Here is a 22,863-nt window from a genome sequence, read left to right on the forward strand (position 1 = left end):
CGTCCTCGCTGGTAGGGGTTCAGGGCTGTAGGGTCAGGTTCGCAAGGGCAGACGGCGCATTGCCGGCCAGGGCCGGCCCGGCGGATGGACAACATCCACCGGGGCGGCGCCAGCCGGGCAGGTCTGATGGCAAGTCAACTTCAGGCGCGGAGCGTGTGAACACAGCCCGTCAGTTGCGCCGGCCGCGGGTGTTGAAGTTCCGTGGTGGTGGTGCCGGGCGTGCCACGGAGGGCGGCGGTGCCGCCGGACGAACACTGCCCGGCGGCGTCATCGGACGTGCCGCCGGTGCGGAAGGAGGCGGTGTGGCGCGCTGCGAGGCCGGCCCCTGCCCAAAACCGCCAGAGGCCACTGGACGGTTGCCATCCCGCTGCTGAAACTGCCGCTGGGTCTGGCCTGGCTGGGTGAGCGGCTGGCGGAAGCTGGGGGCCACCTTGGCGGCATTGGGCGACGGCGTGGCTGCCGGAATGGCCGGCTGGGTCCGCCGTTGCACGGGGATATTCCGGGTGTAGTTGGTGACGGTCGTCCGATAGGTGGCCACCGGCACCGGCGCATACGGACGATAATAGGGCGGGAACGCGCCGAAGCCGTAGGGCGAAACGTAAAGGGCCGGCCGGGGCGCCAGCGCCCACGCCAGAAACAGCGCTGTGGCGATGGGAAGCACCGCCGAGTAATAGACATTCGGGCCATAGACGGCCGGATGCCCCTGTACCTGTACCGTCGCCTCCGGCTGCCCCGGCGTCTGCTCGATGACGAGATTGGCGACTTCCTGCTCCTGACCGCCCTTGAGCAGGGCGACAAAGGAAAAGTTCTTCGTGTTGCCGCCGCCGTATTCCTGGACGCGGATGTAATCCACCTGACCGTCTTCATCGAGGTCGAGGTTGTTGATGGAGCCGGGCTGATTGAGCAGCCGTTCAAGGCTTTCGGCGTCTTTGGCCTGCTTGGTCAAACCAATCAGCGCCTGCAAGTCAAGCCCCTGCCCGGGCACATTGCTGGTTGCCGTCACTGTCGAGGGTTTGGCCGGCGGGGCCACAACCGGCTGCGGAGCCGGGCGGGAAGACGAACAGGCAAAGCAGCCACTGGTCAGCAGAACGGCAAGTCCCAAAGCCAGGCTGCGGGTCCAGAACCCAACGTGTGAAGCCATCCCAAACTCCTTTCCGGGTGCGGTCCGTGGTGAGGTTCACCGTTTTGCGGCAAACAGGATCAAACGTTGCGCGCCCGTTGCGCGCCGGACGGGCGGCACGTTGCCAGCCCGTTCAACGTCCAGCCGGCTGGTCTGGTTCCCTAACCCATCCGGGTTCATCCAGGCAGCGTGTGTGGGTCAGCAGTGGCCAGTCAAGATACAGGCACTACAAACTGGCGCGCACCGAAAGCCAGCCGTTTGCAGCGCCTGCCGGAACTGCGGGTCTGCGGGCCCGAGCAACTGCCCGGTGCGAGTCAGGTTGGCAAAGCCAAGCAGCTTGGCAAAGCCCTGGAAGAACGTCTTGTCGCGGATGGTCCCCCTTCCGCGCGGGAACGGTCTCGCCGGGTTCGGGCGGGGCTTTCGTTTGGCACTGGCGGCTGCCCCCTGCTATCCAAAAAGTGCAATGTCATTCAAAAAAATGAAGCATGGTCGAAAAAAATACGGATTGACACCCGTGAACACCGGACGTACGCCCCGTGCGATGTGCCGGTACACCGTCTGCTATGGTGTTATCTGGCAACTGGATCAGTGGTGACAAGTGACTGGCTGGCGGCGTTTGTCAGATTTCTGGCACAGATTTTGCTGCCTGTAACCAGGACAGCTTCTCATAAGCTTGAGGGCGCGCCTCAGCGTCCTCTGCGATCTTTTCTGAGTAAGAGAGGTAATCCCCATGCACGTACAGAAAGCAAACTCTGTGCGGTCCACGCGGCACGGGTGGTACGCCGGTATCCGGTGCCTGCTGGTCGGTCTGGTCCTTGTGGGACTGACCAACGTGGCAGCCATCGCGCAAACCATCTACGGCAACATCTCCGGGCGGGTGACCGACCAGACGGGCGCGGCCATTGTCGGCGCGCGCATCGAGGTCAAGAACATGGACACCGGAGAAACCCGTGAAGTCGTCAGCGGCAGCGACGGCACCTACACCGTGCGCTCCCTGCCCGGCGGGCGGTATGCCGTCCGCATCTCGGCCGACTCCTTCGAGACCCTTGTCCGTGAGCAAATCAACGTCACGGCGGCGCGGGACGCCATCGTGGATGCCGAACTCAAGGCCGGCAGCAGCCAGGAAGTCATCACGGTGACAGGTGAGGCCACCCTCATCGAGACAACCCGCAGCCAGGTGAGCAAGGAAGTGGATGCGCGCCGGATTCTGCAACTGCCCGGACGCAACACGCTCAACGGGCTGGCGCTGCTGCAACCCGGTGTCGTCAACAACCAGAACGGGCGGCCCGGTTCCGGTTTTGCTGTCAATGGTGCCCGGACCCGCTCCAACAACTTCCTCATTGACGGCACGCAGAACAACGACCCGTCGCTTTCGATTCCGGTGCAGAATCTTCCCCCGGAAGCCTTGGCGGAGTTTCAGATCATCACCAACAACTTTTCGGCTGAGTTCGGGCGCAACGGCGGTGCCATCGTGCAGCAGATCACCCGTTCGGGAACCAACGAATTCAGCGGTATCGCGCACTACACCTGGGCAGGCAACGGGCTGGATGCCCTCACCACAGCCCAGCAGCGCACGTTCAGCGCCGCCCGGGCCCAGGGCTTCAGTGAAAAGGAGTCCCTGCGCCGGGCGCGCGCCGTCAACGTGACGAACATCTGGGGTGGCACATTCGGCGGGCCCATCAAGAAAGACAAGATTTTCTTCTTCACCAGCTTTGACCGGAATACGTTCCGCACCACGGCGGTGCCGATTACTGTGGCGCTGGCACCGTCGGGCATTGCGGCCCTTCAGGCCTATGCCGCAGCCAATCCGACCGGTCCCGATGCCCTGGCGCCCGGCGCGCTGACCTTCCTGACCAACACGTTCCCTGTTGCCAACGACCCGACGCCACGTGGCACCATCACCGTCCGGCGGCCGTCGGACAATGCCAGCGTGGCGACCATACCGGTGCAGCAGTTCAACCGGGCGCTGACCGGGAGCCTGCCTTATGGCAGAAATTTCTGGCGGATTCTCGTCAAAGGCGACGTCAACCTGACGAACAATGACCGCTTCTCGCTGCGGTATCTGCAGGACCGCAGCCGCGACCCCGGTGCGCCCACGGCCATTCCCGGCAACGAAATCGGCACGAACGTGGACAACTACAACGGGGCGGTGAACTACATCCGTACGTTCAGCCCGCGGGTTGTCAACGAGTTCCGTTTCAGCTTCGTGGACCGGGCACTCAACTTTCCTGAGAACTTACCGCCAGCCATCACGATTGGCGGCTTCAACTCGGTTGGCAACGCCAACTTCCCGCAGTTCCGCAACAGCCGCGTCATCGAGTTCACCGACGCCCTGACCTGGACCTTCTCCAAGCACACGCTGAAGTTCGGCGGCAGCTACAACCGCATCAACCTCGATTCGTTCTTTGCCCCCAACTTCCGCGGGACGGTCTCCTATGGCTCGCTTTCGGACCTGCTCTTTGACCGGAATGCCAGCTTTTCACAGTATGCCGGCACGGGTCTCGTCCCGGCGCGCGTCAATGAAATGGGCGTCTTCATTCAGGATGATTACCGCATCCTGCCGTCGCTGACGCTCAATCTGGGCCTGCGTTACGAGTATGTCTCCGCGCCCTTCGGCTTCTTCTCGAACGCCGAGCCGGACATCAACAACTTTGCTCCGCGCGTCGGTTTTGCCTGGAACCCACGGGTGGAAGGCGATGGGTTCATCGCCACAATGCTGGGGAAAGACAAGACCGTGATCCGTGGCGGCTATGGCATCTCCTACGACCAGATTTTCCTCAACATTCTGCTCAACAACTCCCGCAACTTCCCACGCGGCGTCAACATCGCCATTGGCCCCATTACCGGGCAGCGGTTGTACGTTCCGGCCAACCGTCCGGCGCCGCCGACGCCCTCGCAGTTTACGGGCAATCCCAACCTGCTGCCGGTGCGGCTGTATTCGCCCAACAAGCGCGTGGCACTGCCCTACCAGCAGTCGTTCAACTTTGGCTTTGAGCGGCAACTGTGGAATGACTACGTGTTCAGGATGTTCTACATCGGCTCACGTGGGTTGAAGCTGGTGCGGGAAGTTGAATCCAACATTGGTTTCAACATTACCGCCATCAACAACAACCCGTCCTTCTATGCCAACATCCTGCCGCAGTTGCGGCCGGTGCTCAATGCGTCCGGACAAACCATTGCGTTTCGACGCGATCCGTCGCGCGGGTCCATCCTGATCGGGGACGGGCTGGCCAGCTCCTGGTACCACTCCCTGCAGCTCACACTGGGCAAGCGGTTCCGCAACGGCATCCAGTATGAACTCAACTACACGTGGAGTGCGTTCATCAACGACAGCGATGACATCCTGGGCGGTCAGACCAACTCTACACTGCCGGCTAACCCGCTCAACTTCCGTCAGGATCGCGCGCGCTCCGGTCTCGACCAGCCCCACCGGTTCGTGGCGAACTACACGTTCGAGCTTCCCCGGATCAACATCTCCAATCCGTTCTTCGACCGTCTCATCAATGGCTGGGCGATGTCCGGTATCTCGACCTTCTCTTCGGGCACGCCGTTCAGCGTCCTGAACGCCTTCAATGCCCTGGGCATTCTGCCGGGTCAGATTTCGACGGTGGAACTGTCGCAGCGCGTCAGCATCAATCCGGCCGGACAGCCCGGCACGGCCACTGGCTTCCCCGGTGTCACCAATCCGTTCTACGTGGCCAACCCGGTCAACTCCGGCATCAACGGCAACTCCGGCCGCAACATTCTCCGCACCGGCGGTGTGGCGAGCACCGACTTTGCTTTCGTCAAACGGTTCCGCACCTTTGGCGAACGGCAGTCCCTCGAAGTGCGCTGGGAAGTCTTCAACGTCTTCAACCGGCGGAACTTCACGGTCATTCCGTCCAACACGGTGAACAATGCCACCAACCCGGCGCTGTTCCTCAACCTTGGGCAGACCAACGTTGGCGGCCGGAGCATGATCTTCACCGCGCGGTACATCTTCTGAACAAAAGCAAAAACCTGTCACCTCTTGCCCGTCAGCGCCCGCGCTGGCGGGCTTTTTTCTTTGGAGCCGGGTTTCCACCGCCCTCGCCCGCGTTTCCTGAAGCTTCAGGAGCGCAAATTATTGAACCTTCGTCCGAAAATCTGGACATACGGCACTCACAGCCGAGGGCGGTGGACGACGCCTCTCCGGCGGTGACTGTCCTGAAAAAGCCGCAATTCTTTGGGAAACCACGGCACGCCACATCCGCCAGCGCCCTTCCCGACTCTCTGGCCAACTCTCTGGCATCGAATTTGCTTGTCAATCCAGCACTGGAAAAAATCTGGATACCGTCTGCCGTCACACTCTCCGGCAGTCATCTTTGGAAAGGATGTTCCTATGCGCATACCTTGGGGAATTCGCCCACGGTTTGGGGCGATGTGTTGGATAACGGGCCTGGTAGTCCTGCTGGGCTGGCTGGGCGCGGCACTGCCGGTCCTTGGACAAACCACCAATGGTCGTTTCGTCATCACGGTCAGAGACCCCAGCGGGGCCGTCGTGGCCGGAGCCAGTGTCTCGGTCACGAATGAAGGCACCAAACAAACCATCACCGGCACCACCACCGACAGCGGCACCTTCACGACGCCGCTGCTCCCGGTTGGGACCTATAGTGTCACCGTTGAAGCCGATGGCTTTACCAAGAGTGTCATCGAAAGTCTCAGCCTCAATGTCGGGCAGGAATACGGTGTGACCGCCACGCTTAAGGTGGGCGGCACCAGCGATGTCATCACGGTTTCAGGCGGGGAGGCCCTGCTCCAGATCACAAACGCCGAAGTGCGGAACACCGTCAACGCCCGGCAAACCCAGGAACTCCCGCTCCTTACGCGCAGCCCCCTGACGCTGGTACAGCTTCAGGCCGGTGTCAACGGGCGGCTGGCCAACACGACCACCGTCATCAACGGGCAACGCGCCTCGACGACCGTCGTCACCCAGGACGGCATCAACATCCAGGACAACTTCATCCGGGCCAATGCCATTGACTTTTCCCCCAACAACCCGACGGTTGCCGGCGTCGGTGAGGCCACCATCATCACCTCCAACGCCTCGGCGGACGTGGCGGGGTCTTCGGCGGTGCGCTTCGTGACGCCGGCCGGAACGGAAGAATTCCACGGCGAAGTGTTCTGGTTCCACCGCAACAAGGTGCTCAACGCCAACAGCTTTTTCAACAACGCGGCTGGCATTCCACGGCCCAACTTCATCCGCAACCAGTTCGGCTTCCAACTGGGCGGCCCGGTTGGCATTCCCGGCGGGCCGCGCATCAAGAACCTGTTCTTCTTTGCCACCTTCGAGGGCATCCGGCAGCGGTCCCAGTCTGGGATAACGACCACGGTACTGACACCCGATGCCCGGCGGGGCATCTTCACTTACATTGACAATGCCGGCGTCCGCCGCACGATTGACCTGCTGGCGCTGCGTGGCATCTCCATTGACCCGACGATTGCTTCCTTCATTGCGCGGGTGCCGAACCAGTCAAACCTCACCACGGTGGGCGACGGCCTGAACACAACGGGTCTTCAAATCGTCCGCTCCGTGCCATTTGACCGGGACACCTCCGCCTACCGCGTGGATTACAACCCTAATGCCCGACACCACCTGGAGTTCATCTACCGGCGGGCCGATGAAACCGTTGGGCGCGCTGACATTGATCAGACGTTCAACAACCCAATCATCGTCAACAATGTCGGGCCGACCAACTTCGGCGCTGCCGCCTGGGTGTGGAGCATCTCACCCCGGTTCAACAATGAAATCCGGTTTGGCGCCAACTTCACCGCGCCGTTTTTCAACGTGAACCGGTCGCAGAACCCGCCCTTTTTCCTCAGCGGGCTGCCCTTCACCAATCCTGACGTGACCTTTCTGCCGCAGGGACGTGACACCCAGATTGTCACCATCATTGACAACGCCTCGCTTCAGCTTGGCGCCCACAGCCTCCGCTTCGGGGTGCAGTTCGACTGGCTGAAAGTGCGCCCCTACAACGAAGCTGGCACTGTCCCGACCCTCGGCCTGAGCCAGCAGGTGCTGGGTGTGGGTGGCAACCCGGCGGCGCTGACCGCCACTCTGTTCCCGGGCGGTATCAATGTGACCCAACTCCAGACGGCCAATACTTTCTTGGCACTTTACAGCGGGGCGATTGGGTCGCTGTCGCGCACCTTCAACGTCAATGCGGCGCGTCCGACAGCCGGCTTTGACCCAACCGCAGCCCAAACCCGTGACCTGCGCCTCAACCAGTTGGGCACGTACATCACTGACCAGTGGCGGATTCATCCCCGGGTTACGGTCAACCTTGGCGTGCGTTACGACTACATTACGCCGCTATCGGAAGCCAATGCCTTCGCGCTCCTGCCGGTCAATCCGGCCGGCGCGACCACGGCCCAGACGCTGCTCAATCCAAACGGCATCGTCAACTTTGCCGGCCGGTTCTGGCGTCCTGACCGCAACAACTTTGCCCCGAACGTCAGCGTGGCGTGGGACATCAAAGGACTGGGCCAGCCAACCGTGCTGCGTGGCGGCTACTCGCTGGCCTATGTCAACGATGAAGCTATCCGCGCAGCGGATAACTCCATCCTGACCAATCCCGGCCTCAGCACATCGCTGGCCCCCACCCTGGCGCAAATCCAGGCTGCCGGGCCGCGGCTCAGCAATGCCACGAACCTGATCAACACCCTGCTGGCACCGCCGCCCTTCAATGTCCCCTACAGCTACGCCAGCCAGTTTGCCATTACCACCAACACGGCCTTCGGCAGCCCTGACCGGAACCTGCAGACGCCGTTTTACCAGCAGTGGAACGTCTCGCTTGAGCGCGAGATTTTCCGCGACGCGGTCCTGACCGTGCGGTACGTGGGCAACCGGAGCACCAACCTCATCCGGGCCGTGGACCTGAACCAGTTGGATGTCATCAACAACGGCTTTGCTGCCGATGTGGCCCGGGCGCGGCAAAACGGCTTCCTGGCGCTCGCTGCAACCGGCGTGTTCAACCCCGCCTTCAACCCGGCCATTCCCGGCAGCCAGCCCTTGACCGTGTTCCCCAACCTGGCCGGTGGGGGGCTGCTGACCAATGCAACGGTTCGCAACCTCATCCAGACCGGGGAAGCGGGTAGTCTGGCCGGTATCTACATCACGAACCGCCTGACGGGCAGCGTGGTCTTCCAGCCCAATCCCAACGCCCTCGCCACGAATATCCTTGGCAACTCCGGCTTTTCCAACTACCACGGGTTGCAGGTGGAATTCCGGCGGCGGTTTTCGAGAAGCATTGCGGGTGATTTCCTCGTTCAGGCCAACTACACCTACAGCAAAACCCTGACCAACACCGCCGGCACGGGGCAGACCCGCTTCGAGGCGCTCCTCGACAACAACCAGCCCTCGCTTGAAAACTCGCGGGCCCCCTTTGACATCCCGCACATTTTCAAGGCCAACGGCATCTATGAGTTGCCGTTCGGACAGGGCAAGACGCTCGACCCCGGCAACGGCTTCCTGCGGCGGCTGGTGGGCGGCTTCCAGGTTGGGTTCTTTCTCGAAATCGGGAGCGGACCGCCCTTTGGCATTTACTCCCGCCGGGGCACTATCAACCGGGTGACGGGCGGAACGCGCGGTGATCTCAACACCGTGGACACGACGCTGACACGGGGACAACTTCAGCGCCTCGTGGGGATTTTCCGTACCCCACGGGGGCTGTTCTTCATCAACCCGAATGTCATCAACTTCGACGGCCGTGCCGTACAGCCCGACGGACAGGCCCCCTTCAACGGACAGGTGTTTTTCAACCCGGCGCCCGGACGGGCCGGTTCGTTGCAGCGGTTCATCCTCAACGGACCCCGGCGCTACAACCTCGACATGAACATCGTCAAACGCACGCCCATCAACGAGCGGGTCAACACCGAGTTGCGGTTCGAGTTTTTCAACACGTTCAACTCGCCCATCTTCAATGTCGGCGACCAGAATGTGAACGCCACCAACTTCGGGCGTGTCACCTCGACCTTCAACGGCCCACGCAACATCCAGGTGGCGTTCAAGATCATTTTCTGATCTGCCCGCCAGCCGGGAACCTGCCCGCCGGCCACGCTGTGGCCGGCGGTTTTTTGTCTGCTTTTATGTCGGGGCTGGCTGCTGCCTTCAGGACAGGGCTGCTTCTGCGAAGACAGGAAAAACCTTCAGGAAGCCGCCTGAAAGCTGGCGACGGCTGCCTCTTCGGTGTCGTAGGTTTCAAGAATGGAAGACAGCTTGGTGATGTTGAGAATATCCACAAGTCGCCGGCTGGGGCTGGCCAGCTTGAGCCTTCCACCGGCGCGCTTGATGGAGGTCATGGCCCGGACGATTTCGCCCAGACCGCTGCTGTCCACATAGGGTACGCCCGCCAGGTTGAACACGACACCACGCGACCCCTGCGCCAGCAGACGGGAGACATGTTCCCGCAACAACGTGTCCCCATTGCCCAAAAGAATGCTTCCCTGGAGTTCCAGGATGGCAATCCCGTCCTTTGTCCGCTCAGTTATCGTCATCGTGTGTCAGAAGTCGTCTTGGATGTTCACTTCCAAAGGCTTGTTCACTTTGGAAAGGCATCCAAAACTCTAACGAGTCGGTAACAGATTTTCAAACCCGGCCTCAATCTCCACCTCCGGGAACAACGTCTGCCAATCCGTCTGCCAGGAGTCAACCTGGGCTAAGGGCTGGCCATATCGCGCCAGCAGGAGATATTCCTGGTTGCCTTCCGCGCCAAGGACCGGCGAAGCCAGCATCCGTTCCGGCGCAAAGCCGGCCTGCCGGGCAGCCGCCAGAACGCCGGCCATGGCTGTCGCGTGCAGCCGCCGGTCACGGACGATCCCGCCCTTGCCGACCTGCTCACGCCCCACCTCGAACTGTGGCTTGACGAGTGCCACCAGCGCCGCTTCGGGCGCGGCAAGTGGACCCAGCGCCGGCAGGATCAGGCGCAGGGAAATGAAGGACACATCCGCAACGATAACGGCAAACCGTTCAGGAAAGTCAGCCGGCGTCAGGTAGCGCGCATTGACGCCCTCGCGCACAACCACGCGGGAGTCAGACCGCAGTTTCCAGTCCAACTGGTTGTGGCCGACATCGAGGGCATAGACCTGCCGCGCCCCGTGTTGCAGCAGGCAATCGGTAAAGCCGCCGGTGGAAGCACCAATGTCGAGACACAGCGCATCGCGCACATCCAGCGCAAACCCGCGCAGAGCCGCTTCCAGCTTCAGCCCGCCGCGCCCGACGTACCGCAGCGGTTCCCCACGCAGCCGTACCCTGGCATCCGGTGCAATGAGCAACCCCGGTTTTTCTGCCGGACGGTCGTTGACCAGAACCTGCCCGGCCAGAATCAGCGCCTGCGCCTTCTGCCGGGAATCCGCCAGACCGGTTTCCACAAGGTAGTGATCCAACCGGCGTTTCATCCTCTCTCACCTGACTGTCTCCGGCTATGCCGGAAAAGCTACGCACCGGACAAAACCTGACGCAGGAAGCGCCCCGTATGCGAAGCCGGCACGGCGGCAATGTCCTCCGGTGTACCCGTGGCAACCACTTCCCCGCCGCCCTCGCCACCTTCGGGTCCCAAGTCAATGATCCAGTCGGCCGTTTTGATGACTTCCAGATTATGCTCGATGACCACCAGCGACGCGCCGCTGGCCAGCAACCGTTCAAAGACCTGAAGCAGGACGGCCACATCAGCCACGTGCAGGCCCGTCGTTGGCTCATCGAAGACAAACAGGGTGCCCTGACCGGCCCCTTCACTGAGGTGCGCCGCCAGCTTGAGCCGCTGGGCTTCGCCGCCCGAAAGGGTTGTCGCCGGCTGCCCCAGCCGCAGGTAGCCCAAACCCACTTCCGCAAGCCACCGCAGCCGGTCGGTCACTTTCCGCAGTCCGGCAAAGTGGGTGAGTGCCTCTGAAACAGTCAGGTGCAGCACGTCGTCAATGTTTTTTCCACGAAAGCGGATGTCCAGGATTTCCGGCTTGAAACGCTTCCCTCCACAGGTTTCGCAGGGCAGTTCGACATCGGCCAGAAACTGCATCTCCACTGTCACCGTGCCGGCGCCCTGGCAGGCTTCACAGCGCCCGCCGGCGATGTTGAACGAAAAATGTCCGGGGCCGAATCCGGCCTGCTGCGCTTCACGGGTCTGGGCAAAGGCTTCCCGAATGGCATCGTAGGCCTTGATGTACGTCGCCGGATTCGACCGCGACGAGCGCCCAATCGGCGACTGGTCAACGACAATCGTCCGGGTGATGTATTCCTGCCCCTCAACAGACGTGCACACAGACGCGGCGGCTTCCGGCGACGCCAAAGCCGGACACAGCACCTCGTGGACGAGCGTGGATTTCCCTGACCCCGAAACGCCGGTCACACAGGTCAGCACGCCCAGCGGAATGGTCACGCCAATGTGCTTGAGATTGTGAACGGCTGCCCCCTGCAGATGAATGGCCTGCCGCCATGGACGACGTGTTTTCGGCACAGGGATGCGCCGGTCGCCGCGCAGATAGGCTGCCGTCAGGGAACGTTCATCGCGCAGCAATGCCTCCTGCGGCCCCTGAAACACCACCTCGCCGCCGCGTTCTCCGGCGCCGGGGCCGATGTCCACGACATAATCCGCCGCGCGGATAGTGGCTTCATCGTGCTCGACAACCACAACCGTGTTGCCGCCATCGCGCAGCCGTTCCAGCGCCCCGATGAGCCGGGCGGTGTCCCGTGGATGCAAGCCGATGCTGGGTTCGTCCAGCACGTAGAGCGCGCCGGTCATGGCCGCGCCCAGATGCGTGGCCAACTGCATGCGCTGCGCCTCGCCCCCCGACAGGGTCGAAGCCATCCGGTCGAGCGTCAGGTAGTCCAGCCCGACTTCACACAGAAAACGCAGGCGGCTGGTGATTTCTTCGAGCAGGCGGCGGGCAATGACGCGGGCTTCCGGGCCAAGCTGCTCTGGCAGCGCGGAAAACCAGTCCAGGGCGGCACGGATGGAGAGACCCACCACCGCCGGCAAATTCCGTCCGCCGACCTGCACCGCACAGGCTTCGCGGCGCAGCCGTCCGCCGTGACAGTCCGGGCAGACGGTGTATCCCCGGTACTTGGCCAGCAAAACCCGGACGTAGAGCTTGTATTTTTTGGTTTCAAGCCAGGCGAAAACACCATTCACTCCCGGCCAGTCGCCCTGTGGTTCACCCTCGATGACCAGCCGCTGCTGTTCAGCCGTCAGGCGCCGGAAGGGTGTTTGCCACGGGATGCCCTGCCGCCGGCACATGGCGCGCAGTTCGCGTTTGGCCCAGTCGAGCTGCGGCTTTTCAAAGGGATCAATCGCGCCTTCAGCCAGCGACCGCCCCGGATCGGGAATGACCTTCGCCATATCCACGCCAATCGTGCTGCCGAAGCCCTGGCAGGTCGGGCAGGCTCCGTAGGGGCTGTTGAAGCTGAACAGGCTGGGTTCGGGCGCCGGATAGTCCAACCGGCACGCCTTGCAGGCAAAGCGTTCGCCAAAGCGCAGCGTTGCCGGCTGCGGCGTCACCACGTGGACGGCCATTTCGCCGTTGCCCTCCCGGAAAGCCATTTCGACCGATTCCGTCAGCCGCGAAACGTCAGCGGCGCGCACAACCAGCCGATCTGCAATGACTTCCACGCCGTCGAGCGTCGGATGGGGAAAGTCATCCGGCGTGTTGAGTTCCAGCGGCTGCCCGCCGACGAGCAGCCGCCGGAAGCCACGTTGCAGGCAGCGCATCAGGCGGGCAACGGTCTGTTCGCGGGCGACCGCCCCGGAGCCACGGGCCGGACTCTTCCGGCCTCTGGCTCCGGGCTTTGCCCCGGACTTCGCGGCCGTCCCGGCCGGGGGCGTTGTCAGCAGGGGAAAGGTCACATACAACCGGGCACCTTCCGGCAGTTCCCGCATGACATCCCCGACGACGGACTGGGGTGTGTCCCGCCGTACCCGTGCGCCGCACTGGTGGCAAAACACCTCGCCAATCCGGGCGTAGAGCAGTCGCAGGTAGTCGTAAATCTCCGTCTGGGTGGCGACGGTCGAGCGCGGCTGGCGGGTCTGGTTCCGCTGCTGGACGGCAATCGCCGGACAGATGCCCGTAATTTCATCCACATCGGGCTTGGGCAGGCGTTCGAGAAACTGGCGGGCATAGGCCGAAAGCGACTCGACATAGCGCCGGTAGCCTTCGGCATACAACGTATCGAACGCCAGCGACGACTTCCCTGAACCACTCACGCCGGTGATGACGGTGAGCTTTTCGTAGGGAATCGCAACGGTGATGTTCCTGAGATTGTGAACCCGCGCGCCGCGAATGACGATTGGCTCAGCAGCCGCAGGCGGGGACACCGCACAGGCAGCAGCAGGTGAAGTGGCAGCGTCTGGCATCGGAACGCAGGGTCAGGCTTTGACTTTCTCAAGGAAGTGCTTGCGGAACTTGGCCACCTTGGGGGCAACGACCGCCACGCAATACGGCTGGTATGGATGGCGGGCAAAGTAGTTCTGGTGATAATCCTCAGCCGGGTAAAAGTTCCGCAGCGGCTCGATTTCGGTCACAATCGGCGCGTCGAAAATCCGTTTGTCCGTCAACTCCGCCACTACCTGGCGCGCCGTCTCATGTTGCGCGGGCGTAAGGTAATAGATGCCTGAACGGTACTGGGTGCCCACATCCGCACCCTGCCGGTTCAACGTTGTCGGGTCGTGGATGACGAAAAAGACATCCAGCAGGTCGCGGTACGACACCTCGTTCGAATCGAAGGTGATTTCAACGGCTTCGGCATAGCCTGTCGTCCCGGAACAGACCTGCTGGTAGGTGGGGTTGGGCGTGTGTCCGTTGGCATAGCCGGAAACGACCTTTTCCACGCCGCGCATGCCGAGATACACGGCTTCCAGACACCAAAAGCAGCCGCCGGCAAGCACGGCGACTTCACGGGATGCAGTCATGCGGATAGCTCCTCTGCCTTGACATCGCCCGGCGTACGGACTTCGGCCGGTTCAAGGTGAATTGTGATGTGGGCCAGACCGTACATCTGCCGAATCTGGGTTTCCAAAAGGTCACTGGTGGCGTGGGCGCGGCGCAAGTCGTCATGCCGGAAAACCAGGGTGAGTTCCGCAAAGCCATAGGCGCCGCGTCCGCGGGACCGGATGTGGCGGACCTCCACGACATCCGGGTGCTGGCGTGCCAGCGCGATGAGCCGCTCATCCTCCACAGCCGCCGTATCCATCAGTTCGTTGATGGCCGTCACCAGCACGTGATACGCGCCCCAGCCCACGGCAGCGACAACGGCCAGCGACACCACGGGGTCGAGCCACGTCCACCCAAACCACATGCCGACCAACCCCACCAGCACGCCCACGGTGACATACACATCGCTCAGCGTGTGCTGGGCATCGGCCAGCAGGAAAGGACTGCCGAGCTGGTGGCCGGCGCGCCGTTCATACCAGACGACCAGCAGGTTGACGGCCAGCGTACCGAGCATGACGGCAAAGGTCAGCGGCGTCAGCGCCAGCGATACGGTCGCCCCGGCCCAGAGCCGCAGCACGGCTTCGCGTCCGATTTCGTAGGCCACCACACCCATCACGGCCGACACGACGAAAGCGCCGATGGGTTCGAGCTTGGCGTGGCCGTAAGGGTGTTCGCGGTCCGGCGGTTTGGCAGCCGCCCGGATGAGCCAGATGCCGACGAGATTGTTGGCCGCGTCAGTCAGCGAGTGAACGGCATCGCTCAGCACGGCCAGCGAGCCGGCCCACCATCCAGCCAGCGCCTTGGCCACGACGACGGCCAGATTGGCGACGAGCAATCGCCAAAGCACACGCCGGACAGCAGCCGAAGTGGTGGGCGCTGGAGCATCCGTGGCGGACATAACCAGCCCATGAAATCACGTCCCGGCCGGCGCCGTCCATGTTCCCGCAGCCCCCGGCGGGGTTGTGGTTGCGTGTGCTGTTTCCAGGCCGGATTCAGGCGGTACGTTCGGCCGGCGTCCACGCTCTGGCGGCAGCCGGACGCACCGGAAACATCACGACCCGCGTCATGTCGGGAACCAGCGCCGTCTTTGGCGGGCCAAACCGGGCCAGAACCAAATCCGCCAGCGCCCAGAGCCGGGGCTGCGTGTTCGGCGTCCCGGAGACTTTCCAGACCACGATCCGCCGCGCCGTATCAAAGGCGGTCAGCACGGTTGGCATCCCTTCACGTCCACCGGTGAGCGTATAGCGCACGCCTTCATCATCGGCGACGAAGCGCATCACCGGCGCCGCCGCCACCGCCTGCCAGCACAACACACCCTGCCGGGTGTGCGCTTCGAGTCGGGCGATGCCTTCAGCTACCTGCCGCGAAAGGGACGTGTGCTCATCAACCATGCTTTGCTCCACCAGAACAACCGTAGTCTGTCCAACCAAAAGTGGCTTATAGTAGGGCTACGTCATGATTCCTTCTGCGAGAAAGCATCCACAATGCCAACTTCCGTCATTCTTTCCGCCGTCCGTCTCCCGATTGGGAAGTTTCAGGGTTCGCTCAAATCCTTCACGGCTCCGATGCTTGGCGCGCACGCTGTGCGGGCCGCCATTGAACGCGCCGGGATTGATGCCGTGCAGGTGGACGAGGTCATCATGGGCTGCGTCCTCCAGGCCGGACTCGGCCAGAATCCGGCGCGGCAGGCCGCCCTGCGTGCCGGACTTCCGCCCGCTGTGGCGGCGCTCACGGTCAATCAGGTGTGTGGTTCAGGACTCCGCGCGGTCATGCTGGCCGCGCAGGCCATTCAGGCCGGAGATGCCGAGTATGTCGTGGCCGGCGGGATGGAATCCATGACCAATGCGCCTTACGTCCTGCCCAAGGCACGTGAGGGCTACCGGATGGGCCACGGCGAACTGCTCGATGTCATGATTCACGACGGCCTGTGGTGCGCCTTTGAAAACTGGCACATGGGCTGCACGGCGGAAGTCGTCGCCGAACGCTATGGCATTTCACGGGAAGCGCAGGACGCTTTTGCCGCCGGCTCCCAGGCCAAAGCCATTGCCGCCCAGCAGGCCGGAGCCTTTCGGGCCGAAATCGAGCCGGTGACGATTCCGCAGCGCAAAGGCGACCCGGTTGTTTTTGCCGAAGATGAGGGACCGCGCACCGATACGACAGCCGCCGCCCTGGCCAAGCTCAAGCCGGTCTTTCAGCCGGACGGGACGGTGACGGCCGGCAATGCCTCCACCATCAATGATGGCGCGGCGGCTGTGGTTGTCACTTCGGAAGCCCAGGCCGCACGTCTGGGACGCCAACCCATGGCGCGCATCGTGGCCCAGGCAATGAGCGGTATCGAACCGAAGCTCATCATGATGGCTCCGGTGGAAGCCACCCGGCGCGTCCTGGCCAAGGCCGGCTGGAAGGTCGAAGATGTGGATTTGTTCGAGTTCAACGAAGCCTTTGCTGCGCAGGCCATTGCTGTCACGCAGGAAGTCGGCGCTGATCCGGCGCGGGTCAACGTCAACGGCGGGGCCATTGCGCTGGGGCATCCCATCGGCGCCAGTGGAGCGCGTGTCCTGGTGACGCTTCTGCATGCGCTTCAGGCCCGCCAGGCCAAACGTGGCGTCGCGGCCTTGTGTCTGGGCGGCGGAAATGCTGTTGCTCTGGCCGTCGAGCGCGACTGAACACCAAAACCGGACAGAGGAAATACGTCACATGCGAGTCAGGCTTTTTGACATTGCCCATGCCCGTTCGGGCGACAAGGGCGACACGTCCAACATCGGTCTCATTGCCCGCCGCCCGGAGTTTTATCCGGTGCTGTGTGAGCAGGTCACAGCCGAGCGCGTCAAAGCACATTTTGCCGAGCTGTGTCACGGCCCGGTCGAGCGGTATGAACTGCCCAACCTCGAAGCCCTTAACTTTCTGCTTCACAAGGCGTTGGGTGGCGGCGGCACGGTCTCGCTGCGCAGCGATGCCCAGGGGAAAACGTACAGCACGGCTCTGCTGCGTATGGAAGTTGAGCTTCCCGAACACCTGGCGCACCTGGTCAACCCGGCGTAAGACAGGCATTCCGCGGCCGGGCTGGCAACCGGGCCGCGACTTTCTTTTTTGCCCAATGTGTTTTCTCATGCGTCTTCGCCCCGCACGACCTGTGTTATGTTTTCGGCACATCACACGCGATGACATTCCACTATGGATCGTTTTACTTCGCTTGAGGCCTTCGTCGTCGGCGTCGAAGACCACACGACGTTGCTCAGGCTTTATCTGGAACGGCTGCGCCGCGCACCGCACAATCCGGCCTACCACCTGGCGGTCTGTGAGCACACGGACGAACTGCTGACGGCCGTCCGCGAGCTGCGCCGCGACCAGAACAACCTGTCGCCACACACCCGCGAGGGCGTCGAGGCGCTGCTGTCCCTGGCGGAAGCCGGTGCAGCCTTGGCGTTGCGTCTGGCCAGCTTTGCCCCGGAACAGCAAACGTCGGCGCTCGATGGGCTGACCCAGGCCACGACCTGCTTTGTGGATATGGTGCGCACGATGAGCGACACAGGCCGGGTGATAGAAGTTTCCCTGACGCATCAGATTACCCAGCGGCTTCAGGGCTTCCTTGCCGCGCCGCTGTCAGCCACGCCCGACACCAACCAACAGACGCGACGGATTACCACCGAAGTCACCTTCGACGGCAATGAAGACCCCTTCGATGACCTTGCCGTGGACCTTGACGACGACTTTCTCGATGACGTGATCGGCAGTCTCGAAGGGGCTTTTGACGCGGCCACGCATCCATCGTCGGAGTTTGCCCTGCCGGAAGGCATCTGGCAGTCCGAAACCGACCCTGGTGTTCCCCCGGAAGTGCGGCAACTGTTTGCGGACATTGCCACAGGCTACGTCCAGCCCATCAAGGATTTCATCACTGAACTGCGCAAAGGGTCCTTTGCCCGCGACTGGCTGGAAGCCTGCCGTCCGGCCGTGGTGAACCTGCGGCGTGCCTCACAGTCCATTGCCTTCACCGATCTGAGCATCCGGCTGGAACGCCTGGAAGCCGTGCTGCTTCAGGACCACAGCGAAGGCGACCGGCGGCGCTACGGCCGGCACTGGAAGCTGCGCGTCCTGAGCGCTTATGCCGATCTGGAGGATTACCTGCCCGCGACCTTCTTCATTCCGCCGGCCCCAACGTCATCAGAGAGCATCGTGCTGACAACACTGCTCAAGCAGGTTGAAGGTGTCGGGCAAAAAACCATCCAGAAACTGTTTGCAGCCGGGATGTCGCGCCTCGAAAGCTACACCACCGGGCTGCCAAGCGATATTGCCCTTGCCGCCGGAATCAAACGCACCCTGGCTGAGCGCATCTGTCAGCGCATTGACGCCTATCTGCGGGCCCGTGAAACCACCGACACCGCCGGGCCACAACGCCTGCTGGGATTGGTCGAAGAACTCAAGCAGCGTCAGTTTGAGTTCAAGCGGGCAACCCTTGAAGAATGGTATCGCCGGACGGATTCAACCGAGAAAAAACGCTGCCGTAAAGCCCGCCAGGAAACCATGTGGCGCATCAACATTGCCCTGGTGGAGCTGGAACAACTCGATGTCCTGCACGAAATCCGCAACGCCGTTTTTGACAAACGCATCCGGCGGTTGGAAGAACTGGTCGCTACGCTGTTGAGAACGCCATGAGCCTTGTTCGTCACCAGACCATTTTGTTTGTGGGAAGCGACCCGGAAACGGCGCAGCTCATCAACAAAACCCTGACGCTGGCCGGCTACCACGTTCTGGTGACAGATGACCCAAACACGGCGCATACGCTGTCTGACCAGCCCCCAACGCTCATCATTGCGGATACCACGCCGGGCGTCGGGGAACTGGCCCCGGCCCGCATCATGCGGGAGCGGTTCGTCACCACGCCGATCATTGCCCTGACGCGCCTGCCGGATGAGATTCTCTCCCGTGCCATGGAGCGGCTGCGGCTTTCTTCACTGGTCAAACCCGTGACGCCGGCACTGCTGCTGGCCACGGTGGCTGACGAAATCGAGTGGTCGCAAAACCAGGGTTCACACACCCGCATCACCTCGCCACTCGAAACCATTGACATCAGCGAAGACCTCGTACTCCTGCTGAGCAACCCACAGTTTGCGCCGCCGCTGGATGTTGCCTACCGCCGCACACCGGCCATGGAATCGGCCCTGGCCGCGGCCAAACTCTCTCCCTCGAATGTGACGCTGCTCGACCTGTTCGACGGTCAGAACTCCCTGGCCGACATCATTGCCAGCCTGCCGCACCTCGAACCCAAGATTCTGTTTCTGGCGACCTACCTTGTGCGGGTTGGCTGGCTCGTGCCGTGGTCGGCCGAGCTTGCGGAAGAACATTCGCAGGACGATGCCCCAAAGGATACAATGACCGGGCTATGAACGTAGATGTCATTCTGTGGGTCAAGGAAGTCGAAGTGCGCGGGCTGCCGCGCGAACTGGAAGCGGAATACGAAAGCCGGGGCGCTTTCTGGGTGACACGCGGGCTGCGGATGACGCGCAGCCTGTTTGAACTTCTTGAAATCGAACACCCGGAGCTGAACTTTCGGAAGTATGAAGTTCCCAGGCCGCCTGCGGCCGGCCAGCCGGAGGCACCACGTCAGGGGGAAGCTGTGATATGACGACGGCACGGCTGGAAGCCCTGCAGAAAATGCTGGCGGCGAATCCCAACAACCCGATGGCGCACTACGGCCTGGCCAATGAGTACTGGAAACTGGCCGACTACCAGGCCGTCGTCAGACACCTGACGGCTTACTTGGAAACCGGCGATGACCAGGGGGCCGGCTACCGGCTGCTGGGACAGGCGTACCAGCGTCTTGGCGACATTGCCGCCGCCCGCGCCGCCTGGGAACAGGGCCAGCGTGCCGCGGAACGCCACGGACATCCCACCATGGCCGCCGAAATTGGCGAGCTGCTGGCCGATCTGGAGACATAAGCCATGCCGTTCTCACCCCAGCCTCCAGTGCCTTCCCGGCGGCCGACGTGGCTCCAACGGCGTTGGTTTGTCCTGGGCAGTCTGACCGTTGGCCTCATCGGGAGTGGCTGTTTCATCGCCTGGCAGGGCCAGACCGTTGGCGCGCAAGCCGAAGCCACGCTGCACCAGGTGTCAGCCAGCGCCGGCTTGACGCTCGACGGACGCCTCACCCACCTGCCGGCGGCCAAACTGGCTCCTGTCCACCGGGGCAACCCTGACAACGACCAGCCCCAACTCCAGCTCAAGGCGACCCGGCAGGCGCTTGAACGGGAACTTATCCGCCGCCCGACCCTGGACGGCCACCGTACGCTGGGCCGCTGCTACCTTGCCGAAGGCAAACCACTCGCAGCTTTTGCCCACCTGCAAATGGCGGTTCAGCAGTTTCCCCGTGATGCCGCCCTGCACAGCGACTTGGGGTTGGCTCTGCTCGAAGTCGCCCGCACCTCACCGGCGGCAGCCGAAGAAGCCCTGGATGCCCTGGATATGGCGCTGCGTTTGGAGCCAAATCTGCTCGAAGCCCGGTACAACCGCGCCCGCGCGCTCGAGATGCTCGGTCGGTGGGACGAAGCACGGCTGGCCTGGCAGGACTACATCCGGCGCGATCCCGACTCGACCTGGGGCACAGCCGCCCGTGAACGGCTTGCCTTTCTCGACCGCTACGACCGCACCACTTCGCAACCCTGACCGCACAGCTTCCTGACCTGAACGGTTCCGGCAGAGACCGTCCAGGCACTCACCAGGCACTCACACCGATGGTTGCCGGATCAGCACCGGCGCAGGCACTGCAGGCGCTTCCGCCCGCCGGGTGACACGCACGCGCGCCACGCGCCGCCGCTCGACCTGCTCGACGCGAAATTCGTAGTCCTGATAGCGGACGACATCGCCCGAAGCCAGCAGCCGCCCGGCCTGGGTCATGAGAAAACCGGCCAGTGTGGCGTAGTCATCCGATTCGGGAAGGTTGAGGCCGAATTTGCGATTGACTTCACGCACTGCGATAGCGCCGTCGAAGATGAGCGTGCCATCCGGTTCCGTCCACACCATGGCTTCCTCGTCAGTGACGTCGTGCTCGTCCCGGATGTCACCGACAAGCTGTTCGAGGATGTCTTCCAGCGTCACGATCCCTTCAACCGTACCGTGCTCATCCACGACGACCCCCAGCGGCGACTGCGCCGCACGCAACTGCCGCAGGGCTTCCTCCAGGTGCGCAGTGTCCGGCACGAAGACCGGCCGGCGCAGCAGCGTACCAACGGACAACGGCTCCTTGCGGGCCAGACAACGCAGGATGTCTTTGGCATGGATGAACCCCACGATGTTGTCCGGGTGGGCATCGTGAACCGGCAGGCGTGAGTAGCCCGATTCACACAGCGTCTGAAGAATGTCATCCGCCGTTGCCGTCAGCGGCAGGCTGATGACTTCCGGGCGCGGCACCATGATTTCCCGTACCACGGTGTCGCTGAAATGAAAGACGTTGTGGATGAGTTCGCGTTCGTCGGCCTTGAGGTGTCCGCTCTGGTGTGACAGGGCGACAAGCTGCTGGATGTCTTCCTGGGTATAGGCTGCCGTGTGATGTCCGCCGGGCAGCGGCGTCACACCGAAAAGGCGCACGGCGCGGGCCCCGGCCCGGTCCAGAAGCCAGATGAACGGATGAAAAACGCGGCAGAAGAGGTCCAACGGGATGGCTACGGTCAAAGCCACCTGCTCCGCCCGCGCCAGTGCCAGCGACTTGGGCGCCAGTTCGCCAAAGACGATGTGCAGCGCTGTGATGAGCGAAAAGGCGACGGCGACGGCAATGGCGTGGGCGGAAGCATAGAGCCACAGCCCGCTGGGCATAAATGCTGCCAGCCAGTGCTCGAAAATCCGGGCAAAGGTCAGCTCGCCAATCCACCCCAGGGCCAGGCTGGCCAGCGTGATACCAAACTGGGTGGCCGAGATCGTGCCGTCGAGATCGTCCATCAGCCGCAGGGCTGTCACGGCTCGCCGGTGCCCACTTCCTGCAAGGGATGACAACCGTGGACGCCGCGCTGCCACGAGGGCAAACTCAGCCGCCACAAAGAAGGCATTGGCGGCCACGAGAAACCCAACGGCGACAACCTTGAAGACGACCAGTGGAACGGGATCACCCATTCTGGACCAACCTGGAATGGCGGCGATGCCAGGGCAGCATCGCCGCCGGGGACAGCCTGACGCCGCTTAGACTGCCGCCGAAGCAGCAGAAGCTTTGCCATTTTTCTTCTCGAACTTGATGAAGGCTTTTTGCAGTGCCTGTTCGACGGCTTCTTCGACTTTTTCCTGGGGCTTTCCTGAAGCCATGGTCAGTTCACTGATGACCAGATACCGCGCCCGTTCAAGCAGACGCTTCTCACGAAACGAGAGGGGCTTGAGACTTCCCAGATAGGTCAGGTGCTTGAGAATTTCAGCCACGCTGAAGATGTCGCCGCTGCGCATCTTTTCTGAAAATTCCTTGAAACGGTCTTTCCAGTCCGACGGCGGCGCAACGAAGTTCGTCGCCAGCAGTTTCAAGAGTTTTTCGCCATCTACGGTCTTGATCGGGGTTCGGATGCCAATCGCCTGAACCTTGTCAACCGGGACATTGACCGTCGTGTTATTTCCACTAAGGCGCAACTGGTAGAATTCCATTTCGACGCCATCGAACTCCATGCGCTTGATAACCTCAATGACGCCGATGCCGTGATTGGGATAAATCACTTTGTCGCCTACTTTAAATCCCACAGTAATGACCTCCTGAGTGATGAAGACGGGGCCGTGCAAGTGTTTGGCACAGTTTGGATAGCAATGGCAGACCGACCATTTCGAGAAAAACTACCCAAAAA

18 protein-coding genes are annotated in these 22,863 nt (G+C 62.5%); 9 read left to right on the forward strand and 9 right to left on the reverse strand.

All coding sequences use genetic code 11. From position 1 onward, the window contains the following. Positions 1-169: 169 nt before the first annotated feature. Positions 170-1,141, reverse strand: a complete 972-nt coding sequence (locus J8C01_RS09105; RefSeq protein ID WP_211431702.1) for a hypothetical protein — start codon at positions 1,139-1,141, stop codon at positions 170-172. Between the two features lie 733 nt (positions 1,142-1,874). Here J8C01_RS09105 and J8C01_RS09110 point away from each other — a divergent pair. Together J8C01_RS09110 and J8C01_RS09115 are read left to right on the forward strand one after the other, a co-directional pair. After that, positions 1,875-5,105, forward strand: coding sequence for a TonB-dependent receptor (locus J8C01_RS09110; protein ID WP_211431703.1), 3,231 nt, complete (start codon positions 1,875-1,877; stop codon positions 5,103-5,105). A 375-nt stretch (positions 5,106-5,480) separates the two neighbouring features. After that, positions 5,481-9,161 carry a TonB-dependent receptor gene (locus tag J8C01_RS09115; RefSeq protein WP_211431704.1) on the forward strand — a complete coding sequence of 1,227 codons (3,681 nt, stop codon included), beginning with the start codon at positions 5,481-5,483 and terminating at the stop codon, positions 9,159-9,161. A 125-nt stretch (positions 9,162-9,286) separates the two neighbouring features. Here the strand turns inward: J8C01_RS09115 and J8C01_RS09120 are convergent, their stop codons facing one another. The 6 genes from J8C01_RS09120 to J8C01_RS09145 form a co-directional block, all read right to left on the reverse strand. Further along, positions 9,287-9,634, reverse strand: a complete 348-nt coding sequence (locus J8C01_RS09120; RefSeq protein WP_014100333.1) for an STAS domain-containing protein — start codon at positions 9,632-9,634, stop codon at positions 9,287-9,289. 69 nt (positions 9,635-9,703) lie between these two features. Next, a complete protein-coding gene (locus J8C01_RS09125; protein WP_211431705.1) occupies positions 9,704-10,534 on the reverse strand; it encodes a TlyA family RNA methyltransferase in 831 nt (276 codons plus the stop codon). A gap of 38 nt (positions 10,535-10,572) precedes the next feature. Continuing rightward, positions 10,573-13,479 (reverse strand): excinuclease ABC subunit UvrA, encoded by a 2,907-nt coding sequence (uvrA, locus tag J8C01_RS09130; RefSeq protein ID WP_211431706.1) that lies wholly within the window; start codon positions 13,477-13,479, stop codon positions 10,573-10,575. A gap of 12 nt (positions 13,480-13,491) precedes the next feature. Next, on the reverse strand, positions 13,492-14,034 hold the full coding sequence (gene msrA / locus J8C01_RS09135; protein WP_211431707.1) for a peptide-methionine (S)-S-oxide reductase MsrA: 543 nt from the start codon (positions 14,032-14,034) through the stop codon (positions 13,492-13,494). After that, entirely contained in the window at positions 14,031-14,954 is a 924-nt protein-coding gene (locus tag J8C01_RS09140; RefSeq protein WP_211431708.1) for a cation diffusion facilitator family transporter, read from the reverse strand. The genes msrA and J8C01_RS09140 overlap by 4 nt, the downstream gene beginning before the upstream one ends. A 94-nt stretch (positions 14,955-15,048) precedes the next feature. Then, positions 15,049-15,447 carry a hypothetical protein gene (locus J8C01_RS09145; RefSeq protein ID WP_014100338.1) on the reverse strand — a complete coding sequence of 133 codons (399 nt, stop codon included), beginning with the start codon at positions 15,445-15,447 and terminating at the stop codon, positions 15,049-15,051. 93 nt (positions 15,448-15,540) lie between these two features. Here J8C01_RS09145 and J8C01_RS09150 point away from each other — a divergent pair, with 93 nt between their 5' ends. The 7 genes from J8C01_RS09150 to J8C01_RS09180 all read left to right on the forward strand — a co-directional run bounded on the left by J8C01_RS09150 (position 15,541) and on the right by J8C01_RS09180 (position 20,716). Continuing rightward, entirely contained in the window at positions 15,541-16,722 is a 1,182-nt protein-coding gene (locus J8C01_RS09150; RefSeq protein ID WP_211431709.1) for an acetyl-CoA C-acetyltransferase, read from the forward strand. Between the two features lie 31 nt (positions 16,723-16,753). After that, positions 16,754-17,098, forward strand: coding sequence for an AtuA-related protein (locus tag J8C01_RS09155; RefSeq protein ID WP_211421898.1), 345 nt, complete (start codon positions 16,754-16,756; stop codon positions 17,096-17,098). 132 nt (positions 17,099-17,230) lie between these two features. Then, positions 17,231-18,709 (forward strand): hypothetical protein, encoded by a 1,479-nt coding sequence (locus J8C01_RS09160; protein ID WP_211431710.1) that lies wholly within the window; start codon positions 17,231-17,233, stop codon positions 18,707-18,709. After that, positions 18,706-19,440 (forward strand): response regulator transcription factor, encoded by a 735-nt coding sequence (locus J8C01_RS09165; protein WP_211431711.1) that lies wholly within the window; start codon positions 18,706-18,708, stop codon positions 19,438-19,440. The genes J8C01_RS09160 and J8C01_RS09165 overlap by 4 nt, the downstream gene beginning before the upstream one ends. Continuing rightward, a complete protein-coding gene (locus tag J8C01_RS09170) occupies positions 19,437-19,679 on the forward strand; it encodes a hypothetical protein (RefSeq protein ID WP_211431712.1) in 243 nt (80 codons plus the stop codon). The genes J8C01_RS09165 and J8C01_RS09170 overlap by 4 nt, the downstream gene beginning before the upstream one ends. Next, positions 19,676-19,993, forward strand: coding sequence for a hypothetical protein (locus tag J8C01_RS09175; RefSeq protein WP_058866928.1), 318 nt, complete (start codon positions 19,676-19,678; stop codon positions 19,991-19,993). Before J8C01_RS09170 ends, J8C01_RS09175 begins: the two co-directional genes overlap by 4 nt. Positions 19,994-19,996: 3 nt before the next feature. Further along, entirely contained in the window at positions 19,997-20,716 is a 720-nt protein-coding gene (locus tag J8C01_RS09180; RefSeq protein ID WP_211431713.1) for a tetratricopeptide repeat protein, read from the forward strand. A 60-nt stretch (positions 20,717-20,776) separates the two neighbouring features. Here the strand turns inward: J8C01_RS09180 and J8C01_RS09185 are convergent, their stop codons facing one another. After that, a complete protein-coding gene (locus J8C01_RS09185; protein WP_211431714.1) occupies positions 20,777-22,156 on the reverse strand; it encodes a hemolysin family protein in 1,380 nt (459 codons plus the stop codon). 66 nt (positions 22,157-22,222) lie between these two features. Continuing rightward, complete coding sequence (locus J8C01_RS09190; RefSeq protein ID WP_187288363.1) at positions 22,223-22,762, reverse strand: CarD family transcriptional regulator; 540 nt, start codon at positions 22,760-22,762, stop codon at positions 22,223-22,225. Between the last annotated feature and the right edge of the window lie 101 nt (positions 22,763-22,863).

Origin of the sequence: Chloracidobacterium sp. D (genome assembly GCF_018304685.1) — a bacterium.
GTDB lineage: Bacteria > Acidobacteriota > Blastocatellia > Chloracidobacteriales > Chloracidobacteriaceae > Chloracidobacterium > Chloracidobacterium thermophilum.

What these genes read in the sequence shown, in the direction of transcription:
- J8C01_RS09105 (WP_211431702.1), bottom strand. Translation starts at nt 1,141, where the DNA reads ATGGCTTCACACGTTGGGTTCTGGACCCGCAGCCTGGCTTTGGGACTT.
- J8C01_RS09115 (WP_211431704.1), top strand. Translation starts at nt 5,481, where the DNA reads ATGCGCATACCTTGGGGAATTCGCCCACGGTTTGGGGCGATGTGTTGG.
- J8C01_RS09120 (WP_014100333.1), bottom strand. Translation starts at nt 9,634, where the DNA reads ATGACGATAACTGAGCGGACAAAGGACGGGATTGCCATCCTGGAACTC.
- J8C01_RS09125 (WP_211431705.1), bottom strand. Translation starts at nt 10,534, where the DNA reads ATGAAACGCCGGTTGGATCACTACCTTGTGGAAACCGGTCTGGCGGAT.
- uvrA (WP_211431706.1), bottom strand. Translation starts at nt 13,479, where the DNA reads ATGCCAGACGCTGCCACTTCACCTGCTGCTGCCTGTGCGGTGTCCCCG.
- msrA (WP_211431707.1), bottom strand. Translation starts at nt 14,034, where the DNA reads ATGACTGCATCCCGTGAAGTCGCCGTGCTTGCCGGCGGCTGCTTTTGG.
- J8C01_RS09140 (WP_211431708.1), bottom strand. Translation starts at nt 14,954, where the DNA reads ATGTCCGCCACGGATGCTCCAGCGCCCACCACTTCGGCTGCTGTCCGG.
- J8C01_RS09145 (WP_014100338.1), bottom strand. Translation starts at nt 15,447, where the DNA reads ATGGTTGATGAGCACACGTCCCTTTCGCGGCAGGTAGCTGAAGGCATC.
- J8C01_RS09150 (WP_211431709.1), top strand. Translation starts at nt 15,541, where the DNA reads ATGCCAACTTCCGTCATTCTTTCCGCCGTCCGTCTCCCGATTGGGAAG.
- J8C01_RS09155 (WP_211421898.1), top strand. Translation starts at nt 16,754, where the DNA reads ATGCGAGTCAGGCTTTTTGACATTGCCCATGCCCGTTCGGGCGACAAG.
- J8C01_RS09160 (WP_211431710.1), top strand. Translation starts at nt 17,231, where the DNA reads ATGGATCGTTTTACTTCGCTTGAGGCCTTCGTCGTCGGCGTCGAAGAC.
- J8C01_RS09165 (WP_211431711.1), top strand. Translation starts at nt 18,706, where the DNA reads ATGAGCCTTGTTCGTCACCAGACCATTTTGTTTGTGGGAAGCGACCCG.
- J8C01_RS09170 (WP_211431712.1), top strand. Translation starts at nt 19,437, where the DNA reads ATGAACGTAGATGTCATTCTGTGGGTCAAGGAAGTCGAAGTGCGCGGG.
- J8C01_RS09175 (WP_058866928.1), top strand. Translation starts at nt 19,676, where the DNA reads ATGACGACGGCACGGCTGGAAGCCCTGCAGAAAATGCTGGCGGCGAAT.
- J8C01_RS09180 (WP_211431713.1), top strand. Translation starts at nt 19,997, where the DNA reads ATGCCGTTCTCACCCCAGCCTCCAGTGCCTTCCCGGCGGCCGACGTGG.
- J8C01_RS09185 (WP_211431714.1), bottom strand. Translation starts at nt 22,156, where the DNA reads ATGGGTGATCCCGTTCCACTGGTCGTCTTCAAGGTTGTCGCCGTTGGG.